13 protein-coding genes are annotated in these 16,142 nt (G+C 59.4%); 8 read left to right on the plus strand and 5 right to left on the minus strand.

Annotated elements, in window-relative coordinates; genetic code table 11:
* Window positions 1-274: 274 nt before the first annotated feature.
* The gene (yegS, locus tag B3I26_RS08725; RefSeq protein WP_296257065.1) at window positions 275-1,183 is read left to right on the plus strand and encodes a lipid kinase YegS; all 909 of its coding nucleotides are present in this window, start codon (window positions 275-277) and stop codon (window positions 1,181-1,183) included.
* A gap of 115 nt (window positions 1,184-1,298) precedes the next feature.
* On the opposite strand, the gene B3I26_RS08730 is transcribed toward yegS, so the two are convergent.
* From B3I26_RS08730 to B3I26_RS08740, 3 genes are all read right to left on the minus strand, one after another.
* Window positions 1,299-1,958: a response regulator gene (locus B3I26_RS08730; protein ID WP_296257066.1), complete on the minus strand. Its 660-nt coding sequence runs from the start codon at window positions 1,956-1,958 to the stop codon at window positions 1,299-1,301.
* On the minus strand, window positions 1,955-2,752 hold the full coding sequence (locus B3I26_RS08735; RefSeq protein WP_296257469.1) for a sensor histidine kinase: 798 nt from the start codon (window positions 2,750-2,752) through the stop codon (window positions 1,955-1,957). The genes B3I26_RS08730 and B3I26_RS08735 overlap by 4 nt, the downstream gene beginning before the upstream one ends.
* A 564-nt stretch (window positions 2,753-3,316) precedes the next feature.
* Complete coding sequence (locus B3I26_RS08740) at window positions 3,317-3,814, minus strand: hypothetical protein (RefSeq protein ID WP_296257068.1); 498 nt, start codon at window positions 3,812-3,814, stop codon at window positions 3,317-3,319.
* 538 nt (window positions 3,815-4,352) lie between these two features.
* Between B3I26_RS08740 and B3I26_RS08745 the strand changes: the two genes are divergently transcribed.
* A complete protein-coding gene (locus B3I26_RS08745) occupies window positions 4,353-5,279 on the plus strand; it encodes a chemotaxis protein CheV (protein WP_296257071.1) in 927 nt (308 codons plus the stop codon).
* A gap of 120 nt (window positions 5,280-5,399) precedes the next feature.
* Window positions 5,400-6,209: an MOSC domain-containing protein gene (locus B3I26_RS08750; RefSeq protein ID WP_296257073.1), complete on the plus strand. Its 810-nt coding sequence runs from the start codon at window positions 5,400-5,402 to the stop codon at window positions 6,207-6,209.
* A 122-nt stretch (window positions 6,210-6,331) separates the two neighbouring features.
* Here B3I26_RS08750 and B3I26_RS08755 read toward each other — a convergent pair whose 3' ends face one another.
* Window positions 6,332-8,260, minus strand: a complete 1,929-nt coding sequence (locus B3I26_RS08755; RefSeq protein WP_296257075.1) for a transglycosylase SLT domain-containing protein — start codon at window positions 8,258-8,260, stop codon at window positions 6,332-6,334.
* Window positions 8,261-8,893: 633 nt separating this feature from the next.
* Between B3I26_RS08755 and B3I26_RS08760 the strand changes: the two genes are divergently transcribed.
* On the plus strand, window positions 8,894-10,813 hold the full coding sequence (locus B3I26_RS08760) for an ATP-binding cassette domain-containing protein (RefSeq protein WP_296257077.1): 1,920 nt from the start codon (window positions 8,894-8,896) through the stop codon (window positions 10,811-10,813).
* Window positions 10,814-10,882: 69 nt separating this feature from the next.
* Here B3I26_RS08760 and B3I26_RS08765 read toward each other — a convergent pair whose 3' ends face one another.
* Window positions 10,883-11,329: a universal stress protein gene (locus B3I26_RS08765; RefSeq protein ID WP_296257079.1), complete on the minus strand. Its 447-nt coding sequence runs from the start codon at window positions 11,327-11,329 to the stop codon at window positions 10,883-10,885.
* Window positions 11,330-11,439: 110 nt separating this feature from the next.
* Between B3I26_RS08765 and B3I26_RS08770 the strand changes: the two genes are divergently transcribed.
* The 4 genes from B3I26_RS08770 (at window position 11,440) to B3I26_RS08785 (ending at window position 16,137) form a co-directional block, all read left to right on the plus strand.
* Complete coding sequence (locus B3I26_RS08770) at window positions 11,440-11,877, plus strand: hypothetical protein (protein ID WP_296257081.1); 438 nt, start codon at window positions 11,440-11,442, stop codon at window positions 11,875-11,877.
* Between the two features lie 576 nt (window positions 11,878-12,453).
* Window positions 12,454-14,601, plus strand: a complete 2,148-nt coding sequence (fadB, locus tag B3I26_RS08775) for a fatty acid oxidation complex subunit alpha FadB (RefSeq protein ID WP_296257472.1) — start codon at window positions 12,454-12,456, stop codon at window positions 14,599-14,601.
* 23 nt (window positions 14,602-14,624) lie between these two features.
* The gene (fadA, locus tag B3I26_RS08780; RefSeq protein WP_296257083.1) at window positions 14,625-15,800 is read left to right on the plus strand and encodes an acetyl-CoA C-acyltransferase FadA; all 1,176 of its coding nucleotides are present in this window, start codon (window positions 14,625-14,627) and stop codon (window positions 15,798-15,800) included.
* 100 nt (window positions 15,801-15,900) lie between these two features.
* Complete coding sequence (locus B3I26_RS08785; RefSeq protein ID WP_296257085.1) at window positions 15,901-16,137, plus strand: DUF1653 domain-containing protein; 237 nt, start codon at window positions 15,901-15,903, stop codon at window positions 16,135-16,137.
* The last annotated feature ends 5 nt before the right edge of the window (window positions 16,138-16,142 follow it).

Consider the following 16,142-nt stretch of genomic DNA (forward strand, 5'->3'; position numbering starts at 1 on the left):
GGACTACTCCCAAATGCAGATCAGAAATTCCCCCAAATGAGTGCTAGAGCAGATTAAAGACCATGAAACACGCACTGTCAGCGTCAGCGAGCGGCCGAGCACAGAAATAAGCGCTGAAGACATCAGCCTTAGGGTCCTAACCAAAGATTGGGTCTGCTGGTTCGGGCGTTTGCCGGATGGGTGGGGCGATAAAAAATATTTTGTGGAAGGCTTTTTCGCCGGGTCGTGAGGTCAACATCTGACGCAACGAATTGCAGCAATCGAGGGAAGGCATATGACAGAGCGCAGGGCAGTACTGATTCTCCATGGCAAGCAGGCACTCAACGAGAACGTTCGCAGTGCCGTGCAGCGCAAGCGCAACCACGGTTGGGAACTGGAGGTGCGCCTGACGTGGGAGGCCGGTGACGCCCAGCGCCTGGTGACCGAAGCCCTGCGCGCAGGCCACCGCCAGATCATCGCCGGCGGCGGCGACGGCACGCTGCGCGATGTAGCCGAGGCGTTGGCATTGGCCGACAGCGACGCAAGTCTGATTATTCTGCCATTGGGCACGGCTAATGACTTTGCGCGGGCGGCGGGTGTTCCGCTGGACATCGAGCGGGCACTGGATCTTCTCGATGTGCCCGCGCGGGCGGTCGACATGGGGTCAGTGGATGGCTACCTGTTTCTGAACATGGCCACCGGAGGGTTTGGCAGTCAGGTTACCGCCAATACGTCCGAAGATCTCAAGAGAGTGCTCGGTGGCGCAGCCTATCTGTTCACCGGGCTGTCGCGTTTCAGCGAATTAAAATCCGCGTACGGTGAATTGACTGGGCCGGATTTCCATTGGCGCGGAGACTTGCTGGCGCTGGGAATCGGCAACGGCCGTCAAGCGGGGGGTGGGCATCCCTTGTGTCCCACCGCGCTGGCCGATGATGGCTTGCTCGACATCAGCATCCTGCCAGCACCGCAGGAGGTGGTCGGTACGCTCAAGAGCTTGCTCGAAGGCGGGCTTGGGATCGACAACCTGTTCGTCCGCGCGCGGCTGCCGTGGGTAGAGTTGAAATCGGCGCAAGGCCTGGACATCAACCTGGATGGGGAACCGCTGCGTGGCGAGAAGCTGCGCTTCGAAGCTCGGCCCGCTGCGCTGCGCATTCATCTGCCTGCGCATTCGCCGTTGCTGAGTGGGGCCAAGCGGATTGGATGAATCCGGAATCCCTGGCAGTCACTGATCGCCACCGCCGGCAGGTCGGACTGCTACAGGTACCGTGGCCGGCGTGAATTCCCGGTCCGCCCGGGAGTTGTAGCGCGGTTGCAGATTATCAGTCATCCAGGCTGATAATCCGCTCCCGGACACAGAACAACACCAAGCCCGCCACGTCGTAAATCTGCAGGCGTTTCATGATTTGCGAACGATGGGCTTCGACGGTCTTGACACTTAGGCCCAGCCCGCCTGCGATTTCCCGGGTGGATTTTCCGCGCACGATCAGGCGCAGGATCTCCAGCTGGCGGGCGGTAAGATTGTGGTTTTCTACCGTGTCCGTCTTGCTCGACTGAGCGCTGACCAGCGCCTGGTCGATCACCGTGTGGGCGATGGCCGGGCTTAGGTATCGCTCGTCATTGCGCAACGCATCGAGGGCCTGTTCGATCTCGGTGGCAGTGGCGTCCTTGAGCAGATAGCCGCGAGCACCGCCTTCGAGCGCGCGCATGATCATCTGCGGCTCGGTGTGCATCGAAAGAATCAGCACTTTGCTGTCGGGCAGCGCGTGATGCAGCCTTTCCAGGGCATCCAGGCCGTTGCTGCTTTTCATGGAGATATCGAGCAGGATGATGTCCGGCTTGAGGTCCAGCGTTATTTCCAGCAATTGCTCGCCGTCGGCCGCTTCGCCAACGACGCGATAGCCGGGGATGTCTGACACCAGCGCCCGCACACCGGCGCGGATCAGGGCATGGTCGTCGACCAGAAGAATATTGCAGCTCACGAATGCTTACTTATGTCAGCGCGTTCCCGGGTACGGGGTGCCCATGGCAGCAGAGCCTGGATATGGGTGCCCTGGCCGGGGTCGCTGTCGACGCTCAGGTGACCGCCGAGCAATGTCGCGCGCTCGCGCATGCCGGCCATGCCCCGTTGGCCCTGCGCGCCGGGATCAAGGGCCGGTGAAAAGCCCTGGCCGTCATCGGAAATGCTCAGTGCCAGGCCGTCGGCACGTCGCTGGATACGCACCCGCAGATTTCGCGCCTGGGCGTGGCGCAGCATGTTGGTGACGGCTTCCTGGGTAATACGAAAGGCCGCGATCGCCATTTCCTCGGGAATGCCGGCCAGGCGCTGCTGGCATTCAAGGCTCCAGAAGATCGATGTATCGGCTAGCGTTTTCAGCAGGTGTGCGCGCAGGCTTGCTTCAAGGCCCAGGCTGGCCAGCTGGCGCGGGTTGAGAATGGCCGAGACGTCGCGCACCTTGGCGAGGGTTTCATCGAGGGTGCTGTTGAGCAGGGTGCAATGGGGCTCAAGTGCTTCGGGCGCGTGGCGTTGCAGCCACTCACTCTGCAACTTGGCCGCGGTCAGCATCTGGCCGATGTCGTCATGCAGTTCCCGGCTCAAGCGATGGCGCTCGTTTTCCTGGACCTGCAGCATGTGATCGGCAAATTCCTGAGGCTGGAACTGGATCGTGCGATCCCGGCGCCGCATACCGTACCAGCAGATCAGCAACATCGCTCCATTAAGCAGGGCCCCTGGCACGCTGCCACTGACGATCCACGCAGCGACATTACACGCCATTGCCGCCAGACAGGCTGCTGCCAGCCCTCCAAACGCTGCGTTGGGGCGGGTTTGCCATAATTTGAAGGTCTTGTTGCTGCCATGCATAGCGGATGAAGCCATCGGATAATCGTTGCGGTACCTGAACGTCGGGTGCCAGGTCATTCTAAGCGTCAACACGGCGATATAGGCCTGTTCACCGTTTATTTGCGTGTAACAAGACACCGGTCGAATTTCAATAAGGGCTCGATTACAGGTAAGTCAAACTGTATTCGTGGCCGCGGATCTTACCTTAATTACCGGGATGATTAAGCCTTAAGTGCAAATAAGGCACCCTGGATAATTGTCGGCTTTATCTGGCTCAGTTGTAGAACCCGGGTTCTAATGCAACTGCGCCCCCATGCATCGATATCGCAAGTTATGTGTCACTGCAACTTCCCTCCAGCCAGCAAGCAACTTGTTGTGCATCGACAGTATGCGCGGAGGCGATGCTGGGTTCAGGGAGCCGACGACGAATCATTTTTTAGCCTTTTACCGCGGTCCGTGGGGGAGAGGGGTCGCAGTGGCGCAGGTGTAGCATGTACGTCAGCGTTCGCAGCGCCCGATGATGCCTGGCCCCGCAGGATTGGTCGCGACAGGTACTGACCATTGCGCCGCAACCGCGTGAATACCCTTTGGGCGGCTCACTGCGCAATAGCAACCGAACTGTTCCAGCAGCAGCTGCTGTTCGCTGTCATCAAGCGGCAGCAGGCCGGTGAAGGGGTCGACCAGTTCGACCTGCCAGGACAGCAGCGACAGGCACTCACGCAGGGCCTCCAGCGCTTTGGGCAGCAGGCGTCCGCCCACGCTGGCAGCGTACAGCAGGTGGCGAAGCTGTCGAGCGAATCCGGCGATGGACGGCAGAGCGGCGGCGTCGGCCTTGCCAGCGATCAGTTGCAGCGTCCCCAGCAGGCACTCTATCGCGTCTTTATCGTCGCCGATCAGCTCCAGATGGCTCAGGCATTCGTCGGCGCGGTCCACCATGTGATGGGTTTCGCTGAAGAAATCGCCGTGCAGTTGCTGCCATTCATTGCCGTTCAGCATTTGAAGTCTCCACTCTTCACGAATAGCGATCCAGAATCGCGCGGGGCGAGTGGCGCAAAGTTAGTGTCGAAGGCAAGGGAAAGTCTGTAGGGCGTTTCTGAATATGTTGATCTGCGTGCGGGATATGTGATGCGGTTCCTCGGAGTTACCCTCTCAGAGCCGACTGTGTGGGGCGCGGTCACCCCTATAACGGGTGGATCAAAAGATTCCACGAACACGACCACGTAGCTGACTCCATTCATTCATTGAGAATGGCGTCACAATAATGGCAATTAGAAACCGCGAATATCAGGTTTGCCCTGACCGGGGATAAGGCGTTCCCCTAGGGCAATGCCGGGAACATCTGCTGGGCAAGCAAAAGGCCACTATCTAGGGTGGTCGGTGAGTAATGTGCGAGGAAGGAATACCCGCCAGTAAAGCATGATGTTAATGTGATATCAATTGCGCCTTCACGCATTTTTTTCAGCATTAAGGTCTGCCCGAACGCGGCCGATAAAAGGTAGGCGGACTTACTCGAACCCTGCTCCAGGAGCATCAGATGGCTGGCATTCTCGACACAGTAGACCAACGTACACAGCTGGTGGGTGAGAACCGCCTGGAAATTCTCATGTTCCGCCTGGCCGGTCGACAGTTGTTCGCGATCAACGTCTTCAAGGTGCAGGAAGTGTTGCAACTGCCCAAGTTGACCCTGATGCCGCAACGCCATCCGTTCGTCTGTGGCGTGGTTAATTTGCGTGGGCAGACGCTGCCGGTCATTGACCTGTCCCAAGCCATTGGTATGCGTCCGCTGGTACCGGGCGCGTCAAGTACCATTATTGTCACCGAATACAACCGCTCGGTTCAGGCGTTTCTGGTGGGGGGCGTGGATCGCATCGTCAACATGAACTGGGAGGCCATCCTGCCGCCGCCGACCAGCGCTGGGCGTCAGCATTACCTGACGGCCATCAGCAAGGTCGACGATCAGTTAGTCGAAATCATCGACGTCGAGAAAGTGCTTGCCGAAATTGTGCCCTACAACGCCAAGGTGTCGCGCGACAAACTCGAAGACCCGGTACTGGAGCGGGCCCGTGGCCGTGAAGTGCTGCTGGTCGATGACTCCAACGTCGCGCTCGCGCAGTTGCGTGACACCCTGGGTCAGTTGGGCGTGAAGATGCACGTGGCCAGTGATGGCCTCAAGGCCCTGAACCTGCTCAAAGGGTGGGCGGACAGCGGCGCGGTGATGACCGATAAGTTGCTGATGGTGTTTACCGATGCCGAGATGCCGGAAATGGACGGCTATCGGCTGACCACCGAAATCCGCAACGACCCTCGCTTGCGCGGCCTGTATGTGGTGTTGCATACGTCGCTGTCGGGCAGTTTCAACGAGTCGATGGTCAAGAAGGTCGGATGCGATAACTTCCTCTCCAAATTTCAGCCGGATAAACTGGTGGACGTCGTTCGCGAGCGCTTGATGCTCGACGTCTGATAGCGCTTCAACCTTTTTTCAGCCCCGTGCTGTATGGCGGGGCTTTTTTACATCTGTATCGTTCGTTGGGCTGATGGCTCGTATAAAGTGGGGTTTTGGTTCCTCCTGAAGGATGCGTCGATGTTGCACCTTAGCGCGCTCTACCGCTATGCCCTCAAATCCTGCAAGGCGCAGGCGCTGCAGCAGGCCACTTTCGATGAGCTTGGCCTGGCTGGCGATCGACGCTGGATGTTGGTGGACGAGAGCAACGGGCGCTTTTACACCCAACGCGCCTTGCCCCAGATGTCGCAACTCTCGGTGCTGTGGAACGAGCAAGGCGGGGTGACGCTTTCAGCGCCCGGCAGCGCTGAGCTGGATGTCGCGTTGCCGGAAAATGTCGAAGACAACCTGCGGGGTATCACGGTCTGGCGCGATACCCTGCGGGTGCCGGATGCGGGTGACGAAGCGGCACGCTGGGTCAGCGCGTTCATTGGCAAGCCCACTCGCCTGGTACACATCCCCAAGGAGCGTGCACGCTGGCTGCCGTCGGGCTTTGGCACCATCGAGGACAGGGTCGGTTTTGCCGATGGCTTCCCGCTGTTGTTGATTGGTCAGGGGTCGCTCAATGACCTTTCGACCCGGATCGGCCGCCCGCAGGAAATGCTGCGTTTTCGCCCGAATCTGGTCGTGGAGGGCGCCGAAGCCTTTGCCGAAGACGGCTGGAAGCGGATTCGGATCGGTGCCATGGAATTCCGCCTGCTCGGTGCCTGCTCGCGCTGCATCCTCACCACCCTCGATCCCACGACGGGTGCGCGCAGCGAAGACCGCGAACCGTTGAGCACGCTCAAGACCTATCGGGAGAAAGAAGGCAATATCTGGTTCGGTCAGAACATGGTCAACGATGGGGCAGGGTTTGTGGAACTGGGGATGGAAGTCGAGGTGCTGGAATGAGGGGGTGCGCATCCTCGCCAATAGATCGGGCTACCCGATCGCTTTAGCCGTCCGGCTTGTCAGCAGTGGCCATTCCCGGAACGCCACCGCTGACAAATCACCGCTACTCGTTTCCTGATTATTTACAGGTCATCAAAGAAGCGTTCGTGCCAGTCGACCAGCGGCTGGGGCGCATTGAGCTTCTGCCCGTAGATCACGGCGTAAGACAGCACGTTCTGCACATACTGCCGGGTTTCGTCGAACGGGATGCTCTCGACCCAGACATCGAATGCCAGGTGATTGGCGCCCTTGAGCCACTGCCGAACGCGACCGGCGCCGGCGTTGTAGGCGGCCGACGCCAGCACCCGATTGCCGTTGAACTGCGCATGGACCTGGCTCAGGTAGGCTGCGCCGAGCTGGATATTGGTGTCCGGGTCCAGCACCTGGGCGGGCGAGGCCAGCGGGATGCTGAACCGGCGTGCCGTCTCCTTGGCTGTCGCGGGCATCAGTTGCATCAGGCCAGTGGCACCGACGCTAGAGCGGGCGTCGTCCATAAAGGCGCTTTCCTGACGGGTGATGGCAAACACCCAGCTGGAATGCAGGCCACGAAGCTGAGCCTCGCGCACCAATGTATCGCGGTGAGCCATCGGGAAGCGGATATCCAGGTCATCCCAATATTGAGCCTGACTGATCGTACGAATGGCCGGGAAATACCAGCGCATGTCGTACGCCAGCTTGGCTTGGGCGACCATTTCATCGCGGGTAAAGCGGTGGGTCACGTGGTACCACTCGCGGCGGCCGTTCACCACTTCGCCACGCTCGTAGAACTCCAGCGCGCGACGCACGCCCGGCGTGTTGCGCACCTTGTTGAGCGTAGCCTGGGTCAGTGGAAGTGGCTTGTTGTTGAGCATGTAAGGCGTTTGTATGCGGTCTGCAGCAAGAAAACCGTAGAAGTCACGCTCTTTGGCCACCGCCTTGTACATGGCCGGCAGTAATGGGCTGTTGGGTTGTGACAGCTCCAGAGAACGGGCCTGCCAGTAGCGCCAACGATTGGTCGCCGCCAGATCCTGAGGCAGGCGACGGGTCAGCTCGTAGGCGTCGTTCCAGCGGCCCAGGCGTAACAACAGACGCAAGCGCCACTCGGTCACGGTGTCGTCGCGCAGATCCGGGTCGTACCTGGTCATCAAGCCGAGCGCGCGATCGTCGTAGCTGCGCGCCAGGGTCAGGCCGATTTCCTTGGCGATCTGCACCTGTTCTTCATGGGAAAAGTGCAATGTCGGCGAGTAGCTGTCGAGCAACTCCATCGCTCGTTGCGGGTCCTGCTTGGCCAGACGTCGCAGGCCCAGGCCGACCACGTCCGACATGGCTTCGTCGGCAGGCATGAACTGCCCCTGGTTGTTGACCATCTCCGGCTTTTGCGCCACGGCAATCAACAGACGGCCCTGAGGCGCGAGGGTGGTCATGCTGTTGACCAATTGATTGGCCAACGCATAGTTGCGGGCTTGCGCCGCCAGCTTGGCGCGCTGCCAGCGCTTCTGCTCGGTGAGTTGTCCTTCGACCGCCCACTGCGTGAACAACGTGTCGCAGGCGGTCGGCAGGGTTTTGCCGGTCATCCACAGTTTTTCCGCGTTGGCGTAGCCTTCGGAGCGCAGGTTATGGCTGAGCTGGTAGGAGCCGTAGAGACAGTCCAGCTCGGTGAAGTTGAGTTTGGGGTCGTAATATTTGACGAACGGTTGCCAGTCACCACGCGAAGCCAGCAGGCGCAGCCAGCGCAGCTTCATGAAATTGGCCTGGGGCAGGTCGCCATGCTCGGTAAGGAAGCGTTCGACCTCGTCGTTGCTCGCGGTGTTGAGGCGGGCAGTCAGTTCGTCGTACGCCAGGTAAGGCTCCAGCGGGTAATCGGCCAGTGCAGAGCCGTACATGCGATAAGGACCGGCGTCGCCTTTGGCCAACGCGCGTTTGGCTTGATCGTAGTACTGGCGTTGGGTGGTGAGATCGACCGCTTGGACGGACTGGGCAGCGGTGGCCGACAGAAGCAGGCAGGACAGGAGGCTGAACAAACGACTGCGCATGAGACTTCCGTGCAGATGAACCGGGAAAAGTGTCGCTAGCTTAGCCTGTTGCCGGCGCGGGTTGAAGCGCTCACTCGTCGGCGGTCATGGATGGAAACAAACAGTCGCAACGGGTAGCGTTTTTCTGCTTGAGAGGAGGGGGTGTGAATCTCGGTTTTTTGCTGATGTTGGTTAGGCGTCCTCCTAACGCCCGAACTGTTCGCCTTCGGCGAGTGATTTGGAAAAGCACCCAAGTAAGCCAAGGTGTTTGCTATTCAAAGGTGCCTGCGCGTGATTGGGCCCGTCCTTCATCGCGACACCCGTCACTGCGACGTCGCTCCGTGGGCCATCCGCGATCCATGGGAGCGCGCGGCGCCCGCGGCATCCATTTCGCCCGGCCCACAGAACATCGCCTGCGCTCGGCCAGTAGCCAAGTCGCGATTGCGTCGTCTGAACATCGCGTAAAACATCAAGATCAACAGCCGGAGTAACTGGGTGACGTCCGCAGGGCTGGCCCAACCGGCGCCCTCTGCACGGCACATTCCTTCCCATGGCTTGGCGTCTCCACAAGCCAGCACCGGCCCCTGGCATCGAATACCCCCCCATCGCCCAGGTATCTCAGGTAGAATGCGCCCCCGGTTTTTGGAGAAGCTCATGACCCTGCTCAAATTCAGCGATGTGTCCCTTGCGTTCGGCGCCATGCCGTTGCTGGACAAGGTGTCCTGGCAGATCGCCCGTGGAGAGCGGGTCTGCATCATTGGCCGCAACGGTACTGGCAAATCCAGCATGCTGAAGCTGGTCAGGGGCATCCAACTGCCTGATGACGGCAGCGTCTGGCGCGCGCCGGGTCTAAAGATCGGCGAGTTGCCACAGGAATTGCCCGTGGCCGATGGCCGCACTGTATTCGACGTGGTCGCCGAAGGCCTGGATGGCGTCGGCGCTCTGCTCGCCGAATACCACCATCTGAGTCAAAACATCGTCACCGCCGAAGACCTCGACAAACTCATGCATGTCCAGTCGGACCTCGAAGCCCGTGACGGCTGGCGTTTGCAGCAGTTGGTCGACAGCACCCTCAGTCGCCTGCAACTGCCGGCCGACAAGACCCTTGCCGAACTGTCCGGCGGCTGGCGTCGCCGTGTGCTGCTGGCCCAGGCGCTGGTTTCCGAGCCTGACCTGCTGCTGCTCGACGAACCGACCAACCACCTGGACATCGGCGCCATTGCCTGGCTTGAAGAAGCGCTGAAGGAGTTCCAGGGCGCTGTCCTGTTCATTACCCACGACCGGTCTTTCCTGCAGAACTTGGCGACCCGCATCCTCGAACTGGACCGTGGCGGCCTGATCGACTGGAACGGCGACTACGCCAGCTTCCTGGTGCACAAGGAGGCGATGCTCGCCGCCGAAGAAACGGCCAATGCGCTGTTCGACAAGCGTCTGGCTCAGGAAGAAGTCTGGATTCGTCAGGGCATCAAGGCCCGTCGAACCCGTAACGAAGGCCGTGTTCGCGCTCTCAAGGCCTTGCGCGTCGAGCGCGGCGAACGTCGTGAACGCACCGGCAAGGCCAATATCCAGCTCGATACCGCCGACAAGTCCGGCAAGCAGGTCATGGTGCTGGACAACGTCAGCTTCGCTCACCCAGGCGGTCCGATGCTGATCAAGGACTTCTCCATGGTCCTGCAGCGCGAAGACCGCATCGGTTTGCTGGGTGCCAACGGTACCGGCAAGACCACGTTGCTCAAGCTGATGCTCGACAACCTTCAGCCCACCAGTGGCTCAGTTGAAGTGGGCACGCGGTTGGACGTCGCATATTTCGACCAGTTGCGTCACCAGCTCGATCTCGAGAAGACGGTGATCGATAACGTTGCCGAAGGCCGGGACTTCATCGACATCGACGGCCAGAGCCGCCACGTATTGAGCTACCTGGGCGATTTTCTGTTCAGCCCGCAGCGTGCGCGGACGCCGGTCAAGGCGCTGTCAGGGGGTGAGCGTGCGCGTCTGTTGCTGGCCAAGCTGTTCAGCAAGCCAGCCAACCTGCTGGTGCTCGACGAGCCGACCAACGACCTGGACGTGGAAACCCTTGAATTGCTCGAAGAAGTACTGTTGACCTTCAAGGGCACCGTGCTGATGGTCAGCCATGACCGGGCATTCCTCGACAATGTGGTCACCAGCACCCTGGTGTTCGAAGGCGAGGGCAAGGTGCGTGAATTCGTCGGTGGGTATCAGGACTGGCTGCGCCAAGGCGGTTCGCCGCGCCTGCTGGGCGTGACCGAAAGCAAATCCGGCAAGGCTGACCTGAACTCGGCAATCGTCACGCCCGCCGCGGCTCCCACGCCGGTGCAGGATACGGCCCCCGCGAGCAAGAAGAAGCTCAGCTACAAGCTGCAACGCGAACTGGAAGCGCTGCCGGGTGAAATCGAAGCCAAGGAGCAGCAGATCGCTGCGGTCGAGGCCGAAATCGCCGGGCCAGCGTTCTACCAGCGTCCCGCGGCTGAAACGGCCAAGGTTCTGGCTTCGCTGGAGCAACTGAATAAAGAGCTGGATGTGCTCGTCGAGCGTTGGGCTGAGCTAGACGAGTGATCCGCTGACTCGGCCAATAAAAAGCCCGGCTCCCTTCACGGGGTCGGGCTTTTGTTTTTTGCCGGGTAATTACTCGGCGCGTTTGACCAGTCGCACTGCCAACACGTCGCAGGGCGCGCCATGCAGCACATCGTTGGCTGTGGAACCCAGCAGCAGCGATAGCCCGTGGCGGCCATGGCTGCCGACCACGATAAGGTCCACGCTGTGTTCCTTGGCCAGTTGATGAATTTCCTGCCGAGGTTGACCGTAGGTCAGGTGGGCGTCGCCGGTTTTGATATCCGGGTATTTGAGTTTTAGTGCTTCGAGTTTTTCCTTGGCCTGATCGAACTGCTGTTGCTGCAGTTGCGAGAGGTCCATCGGCACGTCGCCACCGAAGGCCATGGCCATCGGTTCGACGATGTGTACCAGCGATAGCTTGGCTTGGGCATTGGCAAGCGTCAGCCCGATGGCTTTCTTGATGACCGGATCGCACTCTTCAGTGAGGTCCACGGCTACCAGAATATGTAAATAGGACATGGGATGTTCCTTCTGAGGTCTGCGATGGTTTGGATTATGTCTCTTTTTACGCGCCAGGGCGCGCGCCAGTATATTTTGCTCGCCGCTCGCCGCGGCGGGGGCATACAGATATGACGACGTGGATAGTGCTGTCAATCCTTGCGGTCGTTTTGAGCCCCTTGGTGTGGCTGCGGCCGTCACGCACCCAGAGTGGCCGCATGGCCATACGCATGGAGGCTCGGCGCATGGGGCTGGCAATGCAGCTGATTCCACAGCAGTGGCCACATTGGCTGTCGGTCGACGCGCCGAGCCCCTGTGCGCAATACCATAGGCCACGGTCCAGACGTGACCCTGACACCTGGGCCTACTGGCAGATGACATCGGGAAACTGGGTCAATCAGTGGCGGGAGTCGTGTGAGGACCAGCGTCTGCTTGTCCAGTTTCAGACACTGCCGCCTGACGTCTATAAGGTCGAGGCAGGGAAGCAGTTGATCGCCCTGTACTGGGCGGAGAAAGGCGACGCGCAAGTGTTGCAGCGCATTGCGGCAGTGCTAAAGGCCTTGGCGTAGATACACGTACCCAGGGCACCAAATCGCAGGCATTAAAAAGCCCGATAGCAACATCGGGCCGGGGTTGGCCAGGCAGGCCGTAATCTGAACTGCTTCGCGGTGCAATGCCGGAAAAAATCTGGAGACACATCTCACGCGTTAACGGAAACGACCCGTCTTGATGCACAGTGCACTGAATGTAGACCCTATTGGTGCATCTGTCTGCGGCGCGCCTGTTTATTTTTTCCATTCCCAGCCGATCATGACGGCCTCTGGTCGTTCGTTTCACCGCTGCGTTTAACGCCATCATTCTCTGAATACTCCCTTATAAAAAGTATCTTTTTACCTGCGATTTGCCGGTTTTGCCTGCTGTCTGTCGAATTGACAATTGCTGGAATATGGCCGAAGGTAGGCGCACCCAAATCAAACGGGCGTATGAATTGAGCGTTTGCCACAGGAACGCTCCGACAAACGCCCGAATCGTGTCGACGGGGTGCCTGGCGTTTGGTGTTCGCATTGACGGAGACGTCTATGTCTGCCGCCGGATTCCAGCGTCTGACGCGTATTGTTCAGCTTCCATATCGTGGAGATCAGTTGATGATTTACGAAGGTAAAGCCATCACGGTTAAGGCTCTTGAAAGTGGCATCGTCGAATTGAAATTCGACCTCAAGGGTGAGTCCGTCAACAAGTTCAACCGCCTCACCCTCAACGACTTGCGCCAGGCCGTCGACGCCATCAAGGCCGATGGTTCGATCAAGGGCGTCATCGTCAGCAGTGGCAAGGACGTTTTCATCGTCGGTGCCGACATCACAGAATTCGTAGAAAACTTCAAGCTCCCGGAAGCCGAACTGGTCGCCGGTAACCTTGAAGCGAACAAAATCTTTAGCGACTTCGAAGACCTTAGCGTGCCAACGCTGGTTGCGATCAACGGCATTGCACTGGGCGGCGGCCTGGAGATGTGCCTGGCAGCTGACTTTCGCGTGATGTCGGCTACCGCCAAGATCGGCCTGCCGGAAGTCAAGCTGGGCCTCTACCCTGGTTTCGGTGGCACCGTACGCCTGCCGAGGTTGGTAGGCGTTGACAACGCGGTCGAGTGGATCGCTTCGGGTAAGGACAACGGCGCCGACGATGCTTTGAAAGTGGGCGCGGTAGATGCGGTCGTGGCTCCAGAGAAGTTGCAGGATGCTGCACTCGATCTGATCAAGCGTGCCATTTGCGGCGAGTTCGATTTCCGGGCTAAGCGTCAGCCGAAGCTGGAGAAGCTGAAGCTGAATGCCATCGAGCAGATGATGGCCTTTGAAACCGCCAAGGGTTTCGTCGCCGGTCAGGCCGGCCCCAACTATCCGGCGCCGGTCGAAGCCATCAAGACCATTCAGAAAGCCGCGAACTTCGGACGCGATAAGGCATTGGAAGTGGAAGCCGCCGGCTTCGTGAAAATGGCCAAGACCTCGGCCGCCGACAGTCTGATTGGCCTGTTCCTGAACGACCAGGAGCTCAAGAAGAAAGCCAGAATCTACGACGAAGTCGCCAGAGATGTGAAACAGGCTGCGGTACTGGGTGCTGGCATCATGGGCGGCGGTATCGCTTATCAGTCGGCTGTCAAAGGCACGCCGATCCTGATGAAGGACATTCGCGAAGAAGCCATCGAACTGGGCCTGAACGAAGCGTCCAAGCTGCTGGGCAAGCGCGTCGAGAAAGGGCGTCTGACCGCAGCGAAGATGGCCGAAGCGCTGAACGCGATTCGCCCGACTCTGTCCTATGGCGATTTCGGTCATGTAGACCTCGTGGTAGAGGCGGTGGTCGAGAATCCAAAGGTCAAGCAAGCCGTGCTTTCTGAAGTCGAAGGGCAGGTGGCCGAGAACACGATTCTGGCGTCCAACACCTCGACCATCTCCATCAGCCTGCTGGCCAAGGCGCTCAAGCGTCCCGAAAACTTCGTCGGCATGCATTTCTTCAACCCGGTGCACATGATGCCGCTGGTGGAAGTGATTCGTGGCGAAAAGTCCAGTGACGTCGCGGTCGCAACCACCGTGGCGTATGCCAAGAAAATGGGCAAGAACCCGATCGTGGTCAACGACTGCCCGGGCTTTCTCGTCAACCGTATCCTGTTCCCCTACTTCGGCGGTTTCGCCAAGTTGGTCAGCGCCGGTGTCGATTTCGTACGCATCGATAAGGTCATGGAAAAGTTTGGCTGGCCGATGGGCCCGGCCTATCTGATGGACGTGGTCGGCATCGACACCGGCCACCACGGTCGCGATGTGATGGCCGAAGGGTTCCCGGATCGCATGAAGGACGAGCGACGCTCCGCGGTCGATGCGCTGTATGACGCTAATCGTCTGGGCCAGAAAAACGGCAAGGGTTTTTACGTCTACGAGACCGATAAGAAGGGCAAGCCGAAGAAGGTCGTCGACGCTTCTGTGGCACAAGTGCTCAAGCCGGTCATCTACGAACAGCGCGAAGTCAGCGATGAAGACATCATCAATTGGATGATGATCCCGCTGTGTTTGGAAACCGTACGCTGCCTGGAAGACGGTATCGTCGACACCGCAGCCGAAGCCGACATGGGCCTGATTTACGGCATCGGTTTCCCTCCGTTCCGAGGCGGTGCACTGCGTTACATCGACTCGATCGGTGTCGCCCAATTCGTTGCCCTGGCTGACAAATACGCTGATCTGGGCGCTTTGTACCACCCCACTGCGAAGCTGCGTGAAATGGCCAGGACCGGCCAGCGCTTCTTCGGCTAAGTGCCCAACGAACAGGTGAGAATATGAGCTTGAATCCGAGAGACGTCGTGATTGTCGACTTCGGTCGTACTCCGATGGGCCGCTCCAAGGGTGGCATGCACCGCAATACCCGCGCCGAAGATATGTCGGCGCACCTGATCCGCAAGCTGCTCGAGCGCAACAGCAAGGTCGATCCGGCGGAAGTCGAGGACGTCATCTGGGGTTGCGTCAACCAAACCCTGGAGCAGGGCTGGAACATCGCGCGTATGGCGTCGCTGATGACACAGATCCCGCACACCTCCGCTGCGCAGACGGTCAGCCGCCTGTGCGGTTCGTCCATGAGCGCGCTGCATACCGCTGCGCAGGCGATCATGAGCAATAACGGTGACGTGTTCGTCATTGGCGGTGTCGAGCACATGGGCCATGTCGGCATGATGCACGGCGTCGATCCAAATCCGCATTTGTCCCTGTATGCGGCCAAGGCCTCGGGCATGATGGGGCTGACCGCCGAGATGCTCGGCAAGATGCACGGCATTACTCGGGAAGCGCAGGATGCGTTCGGTGTGCGCTCGCACCGCTTGGCCCACCAAGCGACCGTTGAAGGCAATTTCAAGGACGAGATCATCCCCATGCAGGGGTATGACGAGGACGGCTTCCTCAAGATGTACGACTTCGACGAGACCATTCGTCCAGAAACCACGCTGGAAAGTCTTGCGGCGTTGAAGCCTGCGTTTAATCCAAAAGGCGGTACCGTGACAGCTGGCACTTCGTCGCAGATCACTGACGGTGCTTCCTGCATGATCGTGATGTCTGGTCAGCGCGCGATGGACCTGGGCATCCAACCGATGGCCGTCATTCGTTCCATGGCGGTGGCGGGTGTCGATCCCGCCATCATGGGTTATGGCCCTGTCCCGGCGACGCAGAAAGCGCTCAAGCGCGCGGGTCTTGGCATTGCTGATATCGACTACTTCGAGCTCAATGAAGCCTTCGCTGCACAGGCGCTGCCCGTGCTGAAAGATTTGAAAGTGCTCGACAAGATGGAAGAGAAGGTTAACCTGCACGGCGGCGCTATCGCTTTGGGTCACCCGTTCGGTTGCTCGGGAGCGCGTATTTCCGGCACCTTGCTCAATGTCATGAAGCAGAAGGGCGGCACTTTGGGTGTAGCCACGATGTGCATCGGCCTGGGCCAGGGCATCACCACCGTGTTCGAACGCGTTTAATCGGTGTGAGTGTGCAAGCCGGGGCCAGGTGCCCCGGCTTTTGCTTTTCTCGGGGAACGGTTTTGCATTATTTTTCGCGTCAATCCGTGAGGTCAGCAGCGTGCAGTTGAAGCCAGGTCTTTACCGACATTACAAAGGTCCCGAGTACCGTGTATTCGGTGTCGCAAAGCATTCCGAGACTGAAGAGCAAGTGGTGTTCTATCAGGCTCTGTATGGCGAATACGGCCTGTGGGTGCGTCCTTTGAGCATGTTTACCGAGTCAGTTGAGGTTGACGGCGAGCAAGTGCCGCGCTTTGCTTTGGTCCAGGCCGAAACCGACCTTTTTTCAAGGCCGTGAGGCGA

Origin of the sequence: Pseudomonas sp. UBA5706, assembly GCF_002419965.1 — a bacterium.
GTDB lineage: Bacteria > Pseudomonadota > Gammaproteobacteria > Pseudomonadales > Pseudomonadaceae > Aquipseudomonas.

Excerpts from the sequence above, each read along its gene's own strand:
- fadA (WP_296257083.1), top strand. The coding sequence starts at position 14,625 with ATGAGCTTGAATCCGAGAGACGTCGTGATTGTCGACTTCGGTCGTACT.
- B3I26_RS08750 (WP_296257073.1), top strand. The coding sequence starts at position 5,400 with ATGTTGCACCTTAGCGCGCTCTACCGCTATGCCCTCAAATCCTGCAAG.
- B3I26_RS08745 (WP_296257071.1), top strand. The coding sequence starts at position 4,353 with ATGGCTGGCATTCTCGACACAGTAGACCAACGTACACAGCTGGTGGGT.
- yegS (WP_296257065.1), top strand. The coding sequence starts at position 275 with ATGACAGAGCGCAGGGCAGTACTGATTCTCCATGGCAAGCAGGCACTC.
- B3I26_RS08765 (WP_296257079.1), bottom strand. The coding sequence starts at position 11,329 with ATGTCCTATTTACATATTCTGGTAGCCGTGGACCTCACTGAAGAGTGC.
- B3I26_RS08755 (WP_296257075.1), bottom strand. The coding sequence starts at position 8,260 with ATGCGCAGTCGTTTGTTCAGCCTCCTGTCCTGCCTGCTTCTGTCGGCC.
- B3I26_RS08770 (WP_296257081.1), top strand. The coding sequence starts at position 11,440 with ATGACGACGTGGATAGTGCTGTCAATCCTTGCGGTCGTTTTGAGCCCC.
- B3I26_RS08740 (WP_296257068.1), bottom strand. The coding sequence starts at position 3,814 with ATGCTGAACGGCAATGAATGGCAGCAACTGCACGGCGATTTCTTCAGC.
- fadB (WP_296257472.1), top strand. The coding sequence starts at position 12,454 with ATGATTTACGAAGGTAAAGCCATCACGGTTAAGGCTCTTGAAAGTGGC.
- B3I26_RS08760 (WP_296257077.1), top strand. The coding sequence starts at position 8,894 with ATGACCCTGCTCAAATTCAGCGATGTGTCCCTTGCGTTCGGCGCCATG.
- B3I26_RS08735 (WP_296257469.1), bottom strand. The coding sequence starts at position 2,752 with ATGGCGTGTAATGTCGCTGCGTGGATCGTCAGTGGCAGCGTGCCAGGG.